Annotated in this window: 11 protein-coding genes; 2 read left to right on the top strand and 9 right to left on the bottom strand. The window is 41.6% G+C overall.

Annotated elements, in window-relative coordinates:
* The 6 genes from CES82_RS03240 to CES82_RS03215 form a co-directional block, all read right to left on the bottom strand.
* A complete protein-coding gene (locus CES82_RS03240; protein WP_098823889.1) occupies positions 1-1,722 on the bottom strand; it encodes a type I-E CRISPR-associated protein Cse1/CasA in 1,722 nt (573 codons plus the stop codon).
* The gene (gene cas3 / locus CES82_RS03235; protein ID WP_225364830.1) at positions 1,712-4,621 is read right to left on the bottom strand and encodes a CRISPR-associated helicase Cas3'; all 2,910 of its coding nucleotides are present in this window, start codon (positions 4,619-4,621) and stop codon (positions 1,712-1,714) included. The genes CES82_RS03240 and cas3 overlap by 11 nt, the downstream gene beginning before the upstream one ends.
* A gap of 601 nt (positions 4,622-5,222) precedes the next feature.
* Positions 5,223-5,750: a helix-turn-helix domain-containing protein gene (locus CES82_RS03230; RefSeq protein WP_098823888.1), complete on the bottom strand. Its 528-nt coding sequence runs from the start codon at positions 5,748-5,750 to the stop codon at positions 5,223-5,225.
* Between the two features lie 994 nt (positions 5,751-6,744).
* A complete protein-coding gene (eutJ, locus tag CES82_RS03225; protein WP_098823887.1) occupies positions 6,745-7,596 on the bottom strand; it encodes an ethanolamine utilization protein EutJ in 852 nt (283 codons plus the stop codon).
* A gap of 494 nt (positions 7,597-8,090) precedes the next feature.
* The gene (locus tag CES82_RS03220) at positions 8,091-8,594 is read right to left on the bottom strand and encodes a PhzF family phenazine biosynthesis protein (RefSeq protein WP_225364829.1); all 504 of its coding nucleotides are present in this window, start codon (positions 8,592-8,594) and stop codon (positions 8,091-8,093) included.
* A gap of 159 nt (positions 8,595-8,753) precedes the next feature.
* Positions 8,754-9,902, bottom strand: a complete 1,149-nt coding sequence (locus CES82_RS03215) for an RNA-guided endonuclease TnpB family protein (RefSeq protein WP_098823886.1) — start codon at positions 9,900-9,902, stop codon at positions 8,754-8,756.
* A 123-nt stretch (positions 9,903-10,025) separates the two neighbouring features.
* On the opposite strand from CES82_RS03215, the gene CES82_RS03210 reads away from it, so the two are divergent.
* A complete protein-coding gene (locus CES82_RS03210; RefSeq protein ID WP_098823885.1) occupies positions 10,026-10,586 on the top strand; it encodes a LysR family transcriptional regulator substrate-binding protein in 561 nt (186 codons plus the stop codon).
* Between the two features lie 119 nt (positions 10,587-10,705).
* Here CES82_RS03210 and guaA read toward each other — a convergent pair whose 3' ends face one another.
* The 3 genes from guaA to helD form a co-directional block, all read right to left on the bottom strand.
* On the bottom strand, positions 10,706-12,256 hold the full coding sequence (guaA, locus tag CES82_RS03205; protein WP_098823884.1) for a glutamine-hydrolyzing GMP synthase: 1,551 nt from the start codon (positions 12,254-12,256) through the stop codon (positions 10,706-10,708).
* 195 nt (positions 12,257-12,451) lie between these two features.
* Entirely contained in the window at positions 12,452-13,375 is a 924-nt protein-coding gene (coaA, locus tag CES82_RS03200) for a type I pantothenate kinase (protein WP_098823883.1), read from the bottom strand.
* A 144-nt stretch (positions 13,376-13,519) separates the two neighbouring features.
* A complete protein-coding gene (gene helD, locus CES82_RS03195; RefSeq protein ID WP_098823882.1) occupies positions 13,520-15,814 on the bottom strand; it encodes an RNA polymerase recycling motor HelD in 2,295 nt (764 codons plus the stop codon).
* A 101-nt stretch (positions 15,815-15,915) separates the two neighbouring features.
* On the opposite strand from helD, the gene CES82_RS03190 reads away from it, so the two are divergent.
* Positions 15,916-17,772 (top strand): monovalent cation:proton antiporter family protein, encoded by a 1,857-nt coding sequence (locus CES82_RS03190; protein WP_098823881.1) that lies wholly within the window; start codon positions 15,916-15,918, stop codon positions 17,770-17,772.
* Positions 17,773-17,788 lie beyond the last annotated feature (16 nt).

Genomic DNA, 17,788 nt, shown 5'->3' with positions numbered 1-17,788 from the left:
TCACCCCTTCTGAATATTCAAATCTTTATTCACTTTACCCATTAGTTGGTTCTTAGCTGTGAAGATGTTTAAAAGTTTCCGGGTGTCATTTTTACCATCAACAATAATTCCGCTAATATCCCGAGGTGAACTACTCATTAACAATTGTTGAGTTGAATTAATGACTATCCTTTTTAAAATATTTCTCCACTCATCAATTTTTTCATCAGGATCATCTTGTTTTGAAAGTGAAGCAAGCCACAACTTAAACGGATTGTTTAACTGATCGTAAAATGCGGAACTAACTTTACCTGCAAAGTCTCTTGAATCCAAATTTCGAATAGTAGCAATATTAGCCGCAAATGACCAAAAGTCTTTGCCAACCTTCTGTGCCACGTCAACCTCTTCCTCAATTCGTTCAGGCCAATAATCAACTTCATCTGAATCGAAAAGAATGTCTGCATTAATTTCCATGTCATCACAAGATTCCATTACCGGAGATTGTGATGTTGCATTACCATCACTGATTAACGCGACTGATTCCAAGTGAAGCAGTTTCTGACGGTCAATTAAATTATCGTTTTTTAATAGTTGCAGCCAAGATACAATTCCTGGTTGATTATTATCATCAGCCTTATCTACATTAATATACTGTCCAAAGTTTCTCCACATAGCTATTCCTAGTGATCTTATTCCTTTTACAGCAGGTTTAAAGACATCAGATCCTCCTTTGGAAGCCTTAGAATCTTTACGCCATACAGTCATTGGTTCTAAAAACACGTTTTCACTATCAAAAGTAGGCAATCCAGCACTAAATATTATTGGATTATTATTTTCACCCCATTCAATGTGAATTAATCTAGCCCATAGGGTATACAGAAATGCTAAGTTAGTTGGTGGAAGCTGTTTTTTTCTTTCTTCAATATATTGACTAATAGTTTCATATTCCCAGACGGGTTTTTGAGGTGCTAAATTCCTATCATCAGCTAAATTTAAATTCAACATCAGTGTTTCAAATAAGCTGTTACCCTTAGCGAAAACAGGATTTAGCCTATAAACCCAACCAGCCGATGTAGAAAATTTTTCATCAGTTTCGACTTTTGTCTTATCAGTAACCCCAGTAAAACTTTGATACATAATTAACCATCTGACCAATTCTGGTAAATCAACATTATTTTTAGCCATTCCCGACTTAGGCGCAAAAATATCTGGAGTATTTGCGCTTTCTGAAATCTGTCGATTAATTTGTTTAATTGCAACAGTTCCCGTGCCGGTCGCCACACTTTTCTTTTTTGGTACAAAACTATCATATTCGGTTTCAGTGACTTGATAGAACGGGCGATTCCCAAAGAAATCAAAATATGATGCATTTGCTTTTAAATATTGGCTTACAGATTTGGTAAACGATCCTTGGTCATATATGCCCTGCCAGGTATCCAATAAGTCATCGATATCGGGTGTAACCTGTTCTGTTGAATCATTTAAGAGTAAATTTTTAGAATCAACACTTACCCAGCTATATTGCTGATCTATGGCATTCACTCTTGAATAGACAGTATGCAAAACAGCAAGTAAAAGCCTCATCAGGCTTAAATCCTGAGACCGCATTTCACCTGCCAACCTTGAATACAAGTGAGCGTTTTCAAATAAATCAATCATAGAAACTGTTTTCGTTTGATTACTTTTTGTTTCGATTACCTTAATCCATGGTTCTGTCGTTAAATTAAAGGACTTAGTCACCATTGTTAACCTCCTTTTCACACTTTAAACCGTAATTGGAAGAATATTTTAATTGCCATGGTCCAAGAGTTGTTTCCAAATTTTCATCTAAAACAACAGCGAGTGAACCTTTCAACCACTTATCCTTTTGCCAACTATAAAACCTGCTACTTGTCATATCCTCCAGCAACTTAATATAGTCACCAATTGGCAAAGTTACTCTAGGAGGTAATCTAATTAGTTGTTCTGCCACTACTCTGGATGGACATTGACTAATTGGAGTACCATCAACCGAGCAAACAACGCCTTGTTTCTCTTGAAGTAAGATAACCTCAATTGACTCTTTTATATCTCTCACAGCGGCAGCAGCTCTTTGGTCATTTTCATCCACGTTTGTATGCATACGCTTTAGCCACTGATGTAAAGTATCTCTCCGACTCTTTCCTGGATCCGATAACCGGAAACCCATCGCCTTCGATTTTTCATCAGCAAGATGTTTTTCAAATTTCGATTTAGATTTGTCAATTCCAGTCATTTCGGGATCATTATCAAAATCATAAACATGTTGTACCAAGTTTGAAATATCATCAGGTAAACTAATTTTATCTTTCAGATAATAATCCGTTCTCATCAAAAGGTATTTCTCATAAACAGATTCATTCTGATCCCCATAATCTCCCACCGTCATTGCGCCCATAATAAATAATTTAGGTACCTGAAGCGCTTCAGGTCGACTGATTCGATGTCGATGAAGTCGACCAGCTCTCTGAAGAATCAAATCCATAGGAGCAATATCGGTGTACAAAATATCAAAATCGATATCTAATGACTGTTCAAGTACCTGTGTGCCAATCACTATCATTTTTTGTGGCCGATCAGCATTTTTCCCTATCGTATTCAGTAATACTACTTCTTTTTTAGCCCTATCTGGCGCCAAAAAGGACGAGTGAAGAATTATTGTTTTAATATCCGTTGGTACAAGTTCCGCCAGCTCTTGAGCTCTTTGAACTGTGTTAACAATAATTCCTGCAATTCCACCTCCCTGAATAGACATTAAGACAGATTCAATTAGCTCACTTTCATCGTCCGACATTCTTAAAACGGATAATTGAAGTGGAAGCTGATCGGATACCCCAGGAAACTCAGAAATTTGCTTGACAACATCTCCATCTAAAAGCGTCAGTAATGGATACGCTTCTGAATCTTTCCAGGAATTTTCCTTTTCATCTACATCGTTCTTTGGTTCAGTTCCCTTACCAAACTTTCCTCGGTTATATGCCTTAATAAATTCTACCCGCTTAGCTTTTGGAAGGGTTGCAGACAAAACAATTACCGGTACATGATAAGCACCAAGCCATTTAAGAGATTCATCCAAATATTGATCCATGTAGACGTCATATGCATGAGCTTCATCTATAACGACCACTTTTTCGCTAAATCCAAGATGTCTTAGAAACAGGTGCTTTTGTTTGAGTGCCATCAAAAGTAAATTATCGATAGTTCCAACTGAAAATTTTGAAAGTATGGATTTTTTACCTGAAAACCACTCATTTACAACTACGGAACCATCAGCATTTATGTTTTCATCTTCATAGATATCTGATGCTTCCGGCAAGTTGGTATACGCATCATTAAATTCTGCCTTACCATGCATTAATTTAACTGGAAAGTTTTCGTTTTGCTTCTTAGCCAGTTTTTCAAGCCAATCTTGGACTCGACTAAACATCGCATTTGAAGTTGCTTGAGTTGGTAATCCTACGAATAAACCACCTCGCTTGCCCTTATATGCCATCTGCTCAGCTGCAACGAGAGCAATTTCAGTCTTGCCAATTCCCATAGGTGCCTCGATAATAGCTATTCCCGGGTCATCAGCTTTTTCAATTGCCTCTGTAATCACCGTCTGCACTGGTCTGGCATTGAATCCCCATCTTTGACGATAAGGGTCATCTTGTATGTTTACCTTTTGTGGATCCCACTCTCCCCCAAAATCCCAATTCGTTATCGCTGTCTGAAATCTTTCTTTCAGATCAATATCGAATAGTCCTTTTTCAATTGAAATTAGCGGAAAAAGCGGTTTATTAAAATCATTGTTCAGATACTCACCCGATGACAGCCAATCAGCCGTTATCAATAATCCCTCTAACAACACAGCTTGTGTTTGATTGACTTCTGGAATTTCACTAACCGAATTAAATCCGGATATTTTGAGACCAAAATTGATAATTTCATTTTGAACCCGCTTCCAATTTTCTCTATACACTGAATCAATGATAGTATGACCAGCAGTTTGCTCATAGTTAGCACGATTAGCACCAATTTGTTTAAAAGGAACTTCATCCCCGGCATCACCGTGATGACCTCCGATAATAGCCGCTACCGATTCTGGAACATGTACATTCATCAATAGGGCTTCTCCGGCTAGTGCATGAGGGGATTTTTTAGGAAATTTAAAGCTTGCTCCCTTGAGTCCCTCGAACCCCGACTGGATCAACCGTTCCATCAAAATTTCATCAATTGAATTTCCTCCATCATACGATGGTTTCTTCTGAAATACTGGAGTTGCTTTACCCAAATCATGACTAAAACCAATAAATTTCACTAATTTCTGTGAAATACCTTCACCATACTGAAACGATATGATTTGTTTCGTACCCTCACTAAGCCAATAGTTCCACAGCCAATTAATTGTTTGCTCAGTATCAACTAAATGTGCCATCAAAGGAAGCCAAAGCTGTTCTCCGTCTACTGTTCTTTTCTTAGCCCAAAGATTGACAACTTTTGAATCTAATTTGTTTATTTCTGATATTAAGTCCACTATCTCACCTACCGTTAATAAGTTATAAAAAATTGTAGAATATCTTTGCTTCTTCCTACTCTGTCTCATATCAAACTCGCTAATACCGTTGATATAATAGTCCGGCATTAATACCCTGCTAATCACTGGTACCATACTTTGAAAACAGTTTTAGTAAGCTAATTCAAAGTTTTTAATATTTAGAACCGCATTAATATCGTAATCTTCGATATAATCACAGCTCTGATATGCGTACACTCGCTCTTTTAGTTTCAAAATCAATCTTTCTATGATCACACTAGTGACACACTTTAGAAGTTGATTCAAAACGTCTATTTAGTTTTCCTAGGATACTTAACCACTTTAGCTAAATGCTGTATACCTTTAACATTCAAATTTTCTTAGGACTTTTTGCCCGCTGTAGTTTGGTCCTCACCACAGTGGGTAACTTTGATAATCAGATTAAATGTTAGTAAGACGTTGATAGAAGCCTTACACTTTCCACTGAGTTTTAGCTAGATTTAATTCAGTAGCAGATCTCCCTTCTTTCTGATTTCTAGCTTTCAGTGCTTGATACTACTGGAATATTTTTTGCAGTCTGTACGGACGTTTTATCCGACTGCTTTAATTCTGATTATGATACAAATACCCTCATTTAGAATAACAAATTCTTATAATTCAAAATCAATACCAATAGATTCACTGGTTAATTCTACTGTGGTCGATTTGTTTACTCCACTAAACAGGTCAAGTAATATCGACCAGCCTGGAATTTGATCCAGCCTTGCTTAATCACGAAATAATCGGCATTGGTAGAAATACAACCGACTTCTTTTAAGCATACCCAACCAAGCTTCGGCAACTCAATCCGATGATGCTGACAGGAGATGATAGACGTTTTATTGTTCTTAACAAAGTAGTAACTACCTTGACCGCACTTAAATGACCGCCAATGAGGGAAAACACTCTGTTTATTGAAAAAACGTTTCATGACCACATCAGCATCTATAAATGCCTGTTTAACTGACTTAGCATACAAATTCTTGATCCACATATCATCAGGATTAGCTTCAAGATATTCATGATTAAACCATTTATTAAAAGCATCAGCATCTAAATAATAATAATCCTGTTCATAACGCTGTTTATTGATATCTAAGAATAGATTATAGGCCAAGCAACTACCACTAATGTGGGAATCAATCAGCCATGTTTGTTTGGCGGTTGGCTTAATTTCAACTTTATAAGTGTTTAGCATTTGATTACCTTTGATATTCCTTTATAAGATTTTATTTAAAATGAAGTACAGTTAACCTCTCCTAATTCGTTATTTAAAGGATAACACATTCCTTTTCATTAATCACTATTTATTCTCATTCTAATGTTCTTATTTTTTAAAATATAAAAAGTATCCGATAATGGATACCTTCATCCCCGCTAATGCGGGGAAGCACATTTGTCCTAACAAAGATCCTCATACTAATTGGATCACCCCCGCTGATGCGGGGATTGGTTATGAAAACTATTGCAATTATCATAACATACGAGATCGTCTTTACGTAAATCATGATGGCCGCAGTCAATGCAGCGTAATCACCCCACCCGCTGGTGCGGGGACTAGATTGCTTACAACGCTAACGCCACTAAAGACGAGGGATCACCCCCGCTGGTGCGGGGACTAGAGCGACAAGTAAATGAGCTATTAAATTATCAGAGGATCACCCCCGCTGGTGCGGGGACTAGACTAAAAGAATCCCTATATAACAACAATCCTAAATTACCTATCAAGTAATTTTATTCAGTTCTACTATAGAAGAACATGAAACAGATCATGCGTTAAATATACCACAATCAGATTTCATGTTGCGTCCACGATAATTCCATTGTGATGACCTACCAATCCAAATTCAATATGTGAATAAACGGACAAGAATCTAAACTAATATTAGAAGGTTTCAACTTGATGCATTAATTTTCTTCAAAGAAAAAATCCCGATTTCTCGGGATTTTACGCCTGTTAGTAAGTTTATATTACAAATTTTGCAATTTAGTTATTCAGATTAGTCCAGAAAACTTGAGCAAAAGCTACAAAAAATGTGTAGTCTTATATCAAGTTTTTAAAGCCCATTAAGAGAATACTTCATATCCAGTTATTTCAAAGAAAAGGATTAAACACATTGATAAATGACCAAATAATAGTTCAGTTATTGGCAACTTTTCTGTGTAATTCTACCATGATTTTCCTGTTTCATCTAATCCTCATGATCATACATCGCAATCCCCAACGGTGTCACAAACTGAGGAAAGGCCGGCTTAACCGCATCCATCTTGAGCGTCTTGCTAAACGCCTTGATGAAATCTTTGAAGTTAGTGGCCCCACCAACAACGACAACGGGCTTCTGCAGCTGATCAGGTGCAGCGTTCTTTGTAATCGTGGCCATCTTTTCCACCACTGGTCGAATAATTGGGAAAACCTCGGCCTCCTTAGAGTTATCGCGCTTCAAGAGTTCAGCCTTATCTTGATTAATTTTCTGTGCCCCAGCAAGTACCAAGGTCATATGGAAGCCACCCGTTGCTTCATCCACAACGGTTGTAAGCTTGCCATTCTTAAAAATACTGATACCCGTGGTACCACCACCAATATCGACCACTGTTCCGGATGAGATACGCAGAAACTTAGCGGCTGCGGTTGGTTCATCAACCACGTTTAAACATTGAAGTTCAGCGGCTTCAATCACGTTTGCAACCACTTTCTTACCACCTTCACCAGTGTTAGGTGGAATGGCGCCACAAGCAGTCGTCAGCTCAGTCTTTAAAACGGATTCAGCTTTTTGCTTTAACCGTTTTAAAATGTTAATACTCTCAAGGTAATCAACCACCATACCATCACGAACCGCGTGGTCATATTCAAAAGCACCGTATATTGGATTATTATTTTCATCTAAAACCGTGAGTACGATTGACGATGTCCCTAAGTCCACACCAACCCGCAGCTTTTCGTCAGGCTTTACTTTTCGAAGTGCATGATCACTATTCACAATCTTTGCAAATTCTTTTAATTGGCGATTAGCCTTCGTTAAGACATCGTTCTTATTTTTAGCCATTTTATATCCCTCAATTTCTACTGATTTGTTTTAATCAGTTAAATGTTTGTAGATTGATTAATTGTAAGCGCTTAAATTTTTGTGCAACTCACTGACCGCTTCATAGGAATTTCGGTCTCTGAGACATTGCCTGACGCATTAGCCAAAATCAGCAAGCACAGGAGCTAAAACAATCAATTCTTTCGAAACGTATTTTTGAATCATTCATCTAAGTCTAGTTTATTGTCCCAGCACATTAATATCAACCAACTTAGATAATTTCATTCAACATGTCTAATTTATCACAATAGTTAGATAAATATCAACTACGTTAGTCTTACCCAGTGTTAAATGGTTGTTGTGTTACGATGCGAATTCCTCTAAAGTCGCCTTAAATACGAACAAAAAAGTCAGATTCAATTTAGAATCTGGCTTTTTGTAATTACTATCCGCATATCAATCGAATTGAAAGTCGCAACTGTTTCGTACGCCGTTTAAAATTTCTCATTACCTAGCTAAATAAAGGTCTCGCTCTCCGAATACAGTACCGCTTTACCACTCAACAACGTCCGGTCACCTTGATAATCACAATACAAAATACCGGATCGTGGTGAGGCTTGGTAAGCTGTCAATTGATTTTTCCCCAGTCGTTTAGCCCAATAAGGCACGATATGACAGTGACCGCTCCCACAAACCGGATCCTCGGGAACTGCCAGCTTGGGTGCAAAGGAACGTGAAGCACAGTCGTACTTGTCGCTGGCAACGGTGGCATGTTGCAGCAAGCCATCCAGTTGACTTAATTTATCCATATTGGGATTAAGATTTTCAATATCTGTCCCGTCCGGAAAGACACATAGCAGGTCTCTTCCCATGTAAGCCTCTGCTGGTTGTTCCCCAAAGGCCGTCGTCATTTCTTCAGTGACCGGCACTTGTTTCAACTCGTAAGAAGGGAAGTTCATTTCGTACAAGTCGTCCTTCTTAGTCACCGTTAACTCACCGCCCTGAGTATTAAACGTCACTGTATTACTGTTTTCAGGAGCAGCAAATTTAAAAACTGTGAACTACTCGTCACTAAAGTAACGCGCTTCTAGGAACACCGCTGACTTACGTATCATTCAAAGAATGATGCGCAGAGGTTACGGCTATTGACTAGGGGCTGTTCCAGCCCAATTGGTCTTTTATGATGCTGTTGCTTTTAGAATATTCATTGCGGCATTGATATCGCGATCATGATTAATCCCGCAGTTGGGACACGTCCACTGGCGAATGTCTAAGGTGTGCTTGCCATCATCGTAGCCGCAGATTGAACATATTTGTGAAGTCTTTCTGGGGTTGATAATGAACAGCTGCTTTCCATACCAGGCACATTTATATTCCAGCATTAAACGTAATTTTCGCCACGACTGGTTGGTAATCGCCCTAGATAATTTGTGATTTTTCAGCAGATTTTTGGCTTTCAAATCTTCAATCCTAATCACATCATATTGTTCGACCAGTTCTTTCGTAACATTATGCAAATAGTTATCCCGTTGATTGGCAATCTTCTCATGATATTTAGCGACCATGTGCTTAGCCTTCAAGTAGTTCTTAAAATCAGCCAACTCTCTGGGTTCGGGTACCTGATTATGTTTATCCCAAGTAATCTCTTTCTCAGCTTGACGTCTGCGCCGAGCCAAACGCTTTTCCCAGTATTGTTTCTTTTTTCCGAGCTGCTTATCAAACCGGATAGTGGGATACTTAATACCATCCGAAGTAATCATGAGATCCGCAACACCCATATCAATACCAATGGCCTTACCAGTGCATTTTAGTGGCTTAATATCAGTTTTAACTAGAATAATGGCGTAGAATTTGCCGGTAGCGGAGAGTCGAATTGTCACGTTCTTAATTTGACCAAACGGTTGTCGTCCAGCTTTAAATCTTAGGCATCCCAGTTTGGGTAGTTTAAGATGATGCTGATCAATCACCTGAATATTGTGATTAACAGCGTTACATTGATAGCTTTGTTTGGGAAACTTACGGGATTTGAACTTCGGCAACCCTTTGTGTTCTTTGAACAGTTTTTGATAGGCGTGGTGTAAATCACGACTTACATGCAGCAGAGAAGTCGATTCAGCTGCTTTGAGAAAAGAGTATTCTTTTTTCAAGCATTTAATGAGGTAGTTCATGCCAAATTCGTTGACGTAACTGCCCCCGTTGGCATAGCGCTGCTTCTGCATATCAAGCAACTGATTCCAAACGAAACGGCAGTAACCAAAGTTGGCCGTGATTTTTTCCTGCTGTTGCGCAGTGGGATAGATACGGGTTTTAATCGCCTTTAGCGTCATAAGCGGTAACATCCTTTGATTTTATCATTAGCAAACGTATGTTCTTATTATACAATATTCCCCACTGGTTGCCAACAAACAATGTCAGAAAAAGGCAATTCATCACGTCCTTAAAAGAACGGGGTGTTTCTTGCCCAAATTCAAAAATTCCAGCAACAATATCCACAAGTAAAGTTCATTTTGCATCAAGGCGATTACACAACTATTCCCGAATGGGTACGAACGAATCAAGTTGATTTCGGCCTTGTGAGTCCTGACGCCCTACCTCATACAGATGTTCAGTTTGTTAAGTCTGGCGTACTAAAAGCCGTACTGCCACCCAATCACCCACTAGTTCAGCACTGTTTCGTAACAGCAAACCTAACCTCTGAGCCCTTTCTAGAATTGGAGGAAGGCTCCTACAGCGAACCGTTAGCTGCCTTTGAAAAAGCTCACTTACAGCCCAATATCAAGCTACGTGTCCACGATGATTATTCCATTCTTTCAATGGTTGAACTAGGCTTAGGCGTTAGTATTTTACCAGAATTAGTTTTGCAGAAAACGGCCTATAACGTAGCGATTCTACCGATTAAACCTGAACTGACACGGAATATTGGTATGATCAGTCAAAAGAAAGAGATGCTACCGATTGCCAGTCAGTACTTTATCAATTTCATAATGGAAAATATCGATTTATTACCATAAGCAAAAAGTCAGCCCCGATTTCTCAGGACTGACTTTTCTTCTGGCGGCCATTTAGCAGACTACCAACTGATTTTTAATTATTAACGAGCGGCCTTCCAGCACCAAGTTAACTTAGCGCCTTATTCCCACTCAATTGTCGAAGGCGGCTTGCTCGTAACGTCATACACGATACGGTTAACATGCTTTACTTCGTTTACGATACGTGTTGAAATCTGAGCTAACACTTCGTATGGAATGTGTGCAAAGTCCGCAGTCATCCCATCGATAGAAGTTACGGCACGGATACCAACTGTGTAGTCGTATGTCCGACCATCACCCATGACACCGACTGAACGGATACCTGGCAGAACGGTGAAGTATTGCCAGATATCGCGGTCTAGGCCGGCTTTTTTGATTTCGTCACGAAGGATAAAGTCGCTATCACGGACGATTTCGAGTTTTTCAGGGGTAATTTCACCGATCACACGGATACCCAAACCTGGACCTGGGAATGGCTGACGCCAAACAAGGTCTGAAGGCATGCCCAACTTTTCACCCAATTCACGCGCTTCGTCTTTGAACAAAGTCCGTAATGGTTCGATCAGTTGGAACTTCATGTCTTCTGGCAGGCCACCCACGTTATGGTGAGACTTGATGGTTTGAGCGGTATCGGTACCAGACTCAACCACGTCGGTATACAACGTACCTTGTGCCAAGAAGTCGATACCGTTCAGCTTTTGAGCTTCATCGTTAAACACTTGGATGAACTCGTTACCGATGATTTTCCGCTTCTTTTCAGGTTCACTAACACCCTTGAGCTTAGATAGGAACCGGTCAGCAGCGTTGACTTCGATAATGTTCAAACCAAACTTGCCCTTCAGACTAGCCATAACTTGTTCAGCTTCGCCCTTACGAAGCAAACCGTGGTCAACGAAGATGGAGGTCAGCTGATTGCCGATGGCCTTGTGTAACAGCACACCTACAACTGATGAATCCACACCGCCGGAAAGGCCCAGCAGCACCTTCTTGTCACCAACAGTTTCGCGAATGTGCTGAATTTGCAGATCAATGAAATCATCCATTGACCAGTTTGCTTCAGCATGGCAAACGTCGAAAGCGAAGTGTTTCAGAATATCGTTACCGTAATCGGTGTTACGCACTTCGGCATGGAATTGAATCCCATAGAAGTTCCGTGCGGTATCCTGCATAGCAGAAATTGGGCATTCAGGACTAGTAGCAACCGCCGTAAACCCTTCAGGCACTTTGGTTACCAAGTCACCATGACTCATCCACACGTTTTGTTCCTTAGGCGTGTTGGCAAATAACTTGGCATCATCGCTGGTCACTGTAATCGCAGCACGACCGTATTGGCCGTTATCAGACTTAACTTGACCACCTAAATTGTAAGCCATCAACTGCATTCCGTAACAAATTCCCAGAATTGGAATACCTAACTTGAAAATCTCAGGGTCGACCCGCAGCGCGTCATCAGCGTACACACTGTTTGGGCCACCAGAAAAGATGATACCCTTGGGATTTAGAGCTTTTACCTCGTCAGCCGTGATTTCGTGGGACATTAATTCTGAGTAGATACCCAGATCACGGATCCGACGGGTAATGAGCTGATTGTACTGTGAACCGAAGTCCAGCACAATGATCTTATCAAAGGACGATAAATCCACCTTTGCCAATCCATTCACACCTTTCTTATTAAACAGAACTTGAAACCATTAGTTATACTATACAGATTCTTCTAATGCCGGTCAATCAAAATGAGGAAAGTTTAATCGTTCGGATTCTATCGAATAACTTTTCTAAAAACAAGTCATTCGACTCGAACAGGTTTGTATTCACAAACCATCTTACGTTAGCTTCCCCAATACCAATTATGATTTACGCAACATCACTTGGTCAATAATGTGCTGTTCACCTTTGTGGATAATCATATCTGCACGGCTACGCGTGGGTAAAATATAATCTTCCAAGTTTGGCAGGTCAACACTGTACCAAATATTCTTAGCGGACTCCACAGCGGCCTCTATCGGCACTTTAGTATAGGAATGGTAATAGTTATCCGGATCATCCTTAGCCAGCTTCAGCAGGGCTTTAAACCGTTCCAAATACCATTCCTCGACCAATTTTGGCCGCGCATCAACGTAGATGGAAAAATCGGTAAAATCCGAAACGTAAATCTGTTCAGAACTGGGTAATTGTAAGGTATTGATCCCCTCAATGATCAGCACATCCGGCCGTTCGATCACCTGAACCTCATCCGGCACGATGTCGTAATTCTTGTGAGAATACACCGGCACTTCCATGAGTTCTTTACCTGATTTAACATCGTTTAAAAAGGTGATCAGCGCCTTCATATCGTAACTCTCAGGAAACCCTTTCCGTGTCACCAAACCGCGCTTCTTCAGCTCAGCTGTTGAATACAGAAACCCATCCGTGGTCAGCATCTCGATTCGTCTTTCAGGAAAGAAGTGATTCATCAGGACTTTCAGCAAGCGCGCCGTAGTACTCTTACCCACCGCCACACTACCAGCGATTCCAATAATGTAGGGAACGTGCCGCGATTTCTGCCGTAGGAAATGCGCCTTAGATTCTTGCCAAGCATCAAAATGCTTTATCAGTAACCGTAAATAGTGAATCAACGGAATGTAGATATCCTGTACATCCTGAACAGAAATCCGGTCGTTAAAAGCCTTGATCTGTTTCAAACTCGCCTGGGTCAGTGGCACTGAGGCGTCCTGATAAAAGTCGCGCCATTCATTTTTACTAAAAACATCGTAATTCATTAAATCAGTCATTCAAGTCAGCCTCATCAAATTCCGTAGATACTAAATTGAGTTCATTATACACGAGCTATCTCGCAAGCGCTATAACTCAGACGAATCTTGTTTAGCATAAATTAAAGAGCGACTGAATCCTGTAGATTCAATCACTCTTCAAGTTTATTCTTTTTCATATTCATCACTAGGAACGTTATCAAACAATGGTGACAACTTATCGGTTGCCAACACCGTCAATTCATGCATCGCCCGCGAACAAATCGTATACATCAACTGTCGTTCATCATCTTCATGGTAGTTCTTCTCTGAAGCCTCCCAGACGATGACGGCATCGAATTCTAGCCCTTTCGCTAAGAACGATGGCACGATGATCACCCCGGGTGCCAGCCGTTGATTTTCAGACTGGATCAAGGTGGCTTTAACCCCAGCGTCGTGTAGGTCGTTAGCTAAATCACGGCAATCAGCCAATGATTTACCGATAATGGCCGTAGTTTCCTTTTCGTTATTGTTGGCCTGCAACTGTTTGATCAGCCGTTGTAACGTCGCCTGTTTATCCGGCTGGACACTAATAACCGGTAAAGCGCCGTCACGGTCGAAGGCTTTCACTGCCTCACCGTTTACCAGAATATGCCGAGTAAAGTCAGTGATCTGCGCGGTTGAACGGTAAGATTGTGTCAATTGCACAACCGTGGTCTTTTCCGGATCAAACATGGTACTCAGTTCGCTCAGCAGCGTTTTGCTGTTCTCCTTGGTGAAAATGGCTTGGTTCAGATCACCCAGCAACGTGAATTTAGCACGCGGGAAACTGAATTTCAGGTAAGCTAACTGGAACGGCGTGTAATCTTGAATTTCATCAATAAAGACGTAGCGCATATCCTTTTCACCCTTGTGACCCGTCATCTTGTCATACAGATACAGGTAGGGCGAAATGTTGCTCAAAGTCATCTTAGACTGCTTGATGTCAGCAATGGTGCGTTCGACGCTGGCCTTCCAATCGTCCTTGGTAATGCCATACTCATCAAGATTGATAATTGCTGGAATGCTACGCAGCATGTGAATCATCTGACCGTTGATACTCAAGAACCGGTTACGGACAACCGCTTGTCGAATGGGTGCGAAAGCCTTCATGACGATCTTTCTGGCGTAGAATTTGAATTCCTTGTCAGCGTCTTCGATTTCTTGAGGGTCCTCACCCTTCATCTGGTTCATTTGTTCCTGACTTAAATCCTGAACAGCTTCTTCAACCCACTTGGCTCGCATTTCAGAACTGATTCGACGATTGAGCATCTTGATCAGCTGCTCGCGGGTACCATCTAGGCGGTTGAATAAGCGATAATTTTCGTTAAAACTATAGTAGATTTCGTGAATCTTTTCCTTAGTAAAGAACGGTTTCCCCTTAAAATTAATGTTCCGGAAAATCATGTCTTCTTTTTCCAAATGGTTGGCGTAGACGGTGACAGCGTTGTAGAACGCCAGACTGCCCTTTAAGGCATCAATCCGTTTTTCAGCGTCACTGTAATCTTCACTGAACCGCTGTGCTAAGGTCTCTACTGACATCTTTGGTAAGCGATGCCCAGTATACTGATAGTACGTCATTTGAACCATGTTTTGCTCACCCAGTTCAGGCAGCACCTGGTCGATATAATCGTTAAATAACTGGTTTGGTGAGAATAAGATGACTTGACCAGACGTTAATTTCCCACGATAACGGTACAGCAGCCAAGCTACCCGTTGCAGAACAGCGGCCGTTTTACCGGAACCCGCTGCCCCTTGAACGAATAGCAAGTCCGACTTGGTATCCCGGATGATCTGGTTTTGCTCTTTTTGAATGGTGGTGACGATACTCTTCATCTTAGTATCGGACTGTTCACTCAACGCATCCAGCAGCATCTGATCACCAACGGCTTCTTCGGTATCGAACACCGTCTTGATGGTGCCATCTTCGATCTGGAACTGACGCTTTAATTTGAGATTGACAGTTTGTTCCCCATCAGGCGTCTGGTAGGTGACATCGCCCAAACCACCATCATAATAAACACTAGAAATCGGCGCACGCCAGTCATATACTAGAAATCGATCAGGTTGGTCCGAAAAGGAAGCCAGTCCAATATAGATCGACTCCGTTTTGGGTTCGCCTTCTTCATGAAAATCAATCCGCGCGAAATAAGGCGTCTTTTCCATTTTCTTCAGCGTCTTCAATTCGTCGGTAGCGTGCTGCCAGCTATTTTGACGTTCATTAAGCTGCTGTTGCTGCTGATGAACCGACAAGCCGGTTTCCATAATGCCTTCGTACGAATCAGTTTTAAGCCGTAATTCGTTAACGAGGTTGTTACGGATACCCTCTTCGCCTGACTTTGCGTTGTCGATCCGTTCTTGCGACTTAACCTGAGCAATCTTGATTTTATCAATCACCACATCTAAGTGTGCTTGTTCTTGCTGTTTAATCGTATCTGCCATAGCGCCCTCCAGTCGTAAATTCGATATTAAAGTATATCACTAATTGCGCCCGATAAGAACAATCTAGCTTCATTATTACGTAAATGATTCGAGGTATTATCATGGATCAAATTTCATTAGTTATTATTCTGTTAGCCGCGTTAGCCATTCCGCTGATTATGGCGCGGTTCAAACTCACCTTACTGCCTACTGCAGTGGTGGAAATCATCGTTGGGGTCGTTTTAGGCCCCAGTCTACTTAACGTTATCCATAGTAATGATACGTTGAGCATGTTGAAGGATGTCGGCGTGATCGTCCTGTTATTCCTGAGTGGTCTGGAAATTGACTTTAGTCTGTTCAGCCGCAAACGTAACGACCTGACGCCACTAGAGCAAAAACAGTCTGCCAATGCGCCTAAGTACTCACCGGTCATACTGGCATTCTTGTCTTACGGTTCAATCGTGGTAATGTCAGCCGTGATTGCTTTCCTGCTCAAATTATCGGGTATGTTCTCCGACATCTGGTTAGCCATGATTTTATTCATGACTATTTCTTTGGGCATCGTCATCGCCGCGCTAAAGGAAAAGGAGCTGCTAAGCAAACCCTTTGGTCAAACGATTCTGCTGATTTCGGCGCTGGGTGAAGTGGTGCCCATGATTGGCCTGACCTTCTACGCATCCGCCTACAGTCCCACCGCCAAGTCACTCTGGCTATTACTGTTGATTCTGTTGGCTGCCGGCCTGTTAGTGGTGCGGTTTAAAAGCTTTTTCAAATTTTTTGACCGCATCAATAAGTCCACTACGCAATTGGACGTTCGGCTGTCGTTCTTCGTCATCGTGCTATTAGTCACCATTGCGGAATCCGTTGGTGCTGAAGGCATTCTGGGTGCGTTCTTAGCCGGTATCGTCATCAAGTTACTGGAACCTCACGAAGAAACTAAGGTGCGGCTGGATTCCATCGGCTACGGCTTCTTCATCCCCATCTTCTTCATTATGAGCGGCGTGGGCTTGAACCTGCGAACCTTGCTGGCTGATCCGAAAACGCTGATTTTGATTCCCGTTTTCTTGATTGCCTATCTCGTCGCCAAAGCCGCTATTTGGCCGATTTTACGGTTGCGGTTCACCAACGGTAATGCCTTTGCCGGTACCGCTATGAGCACAACCACCTTAACCGTTGTTTTGGCGATTTTACAGGTTGCTGAGCACTTGCACCGGATCACAGCTCAGCAATCGGGTGCCTTCCTGCTGGCTGCCATCCTCACTTGTATCATTGGACCGATAACCTTCAACCGGCTATATCGTGCCGAAGCCGCCGACAGCAAGCCACTGAACGTCCACTTTATCGGCACTAACTTACTCACCGTGCCCGTGGCTCAGCAGCTAACGAAGCACGGCTACGACATTCACATGTACACGGATCAGGAACGTAACTACCGCGCTTTTAACAGTGAAATCGACGTGCATTTACTAGAAAATTTGGTTCCCGATGACTTGGTGAACGCTGACGTTTTCGACACCGATATTGTTGTTTTGGGTCAGAGTAACTCTAAGGAAAATTACCGCTTGGCTAAATCGGCCAAGCAGTATGGCGTACCACGGGTAATTGCCCGCTTTGAAGACCCCAACATTCTCGACGAGCGTAAAGATACCCTGATAAAGATGGGGGTGGAAGTCTATAGTACCCCCGATGTTCAGATCAGTATGCTGCGCAGTTTGATTGAAACCCCGTCGACGCTGGAACTGCTTACTTCTACCGAAGCTGGCGTTTACGAAGTTCAGCTGCGTAACCACAAATACGTGGATATTCAAATCCGCAACCTGCCCTTTATTGACGACATTACCATTGCGCAGATTTACCGTGAAAAACGGTTCGTTCGGCCTAGTGGCGACACGCCATTAAAGTTGAATGACCGGATCCTCTTCACCAGTAGCAAACAGCAGTCCGCTCAAATTCGTCGTGAATTGGGCAAACTAAATTAATTTTAAGACACTTATT

The sequence above is a fragment of the Secundilactobacillus silagincola genome, assembly GCF_002583405.1.
GTDB lineage: Bacteria > Bacillota > Bacilli > Lactobacillales > Lactobacillaceae > Secundilactobacillus > Secundilactobacillus silagincola.
This window is presented reverse-complemented; position numbering and strand designations above follow the sequence as displayed.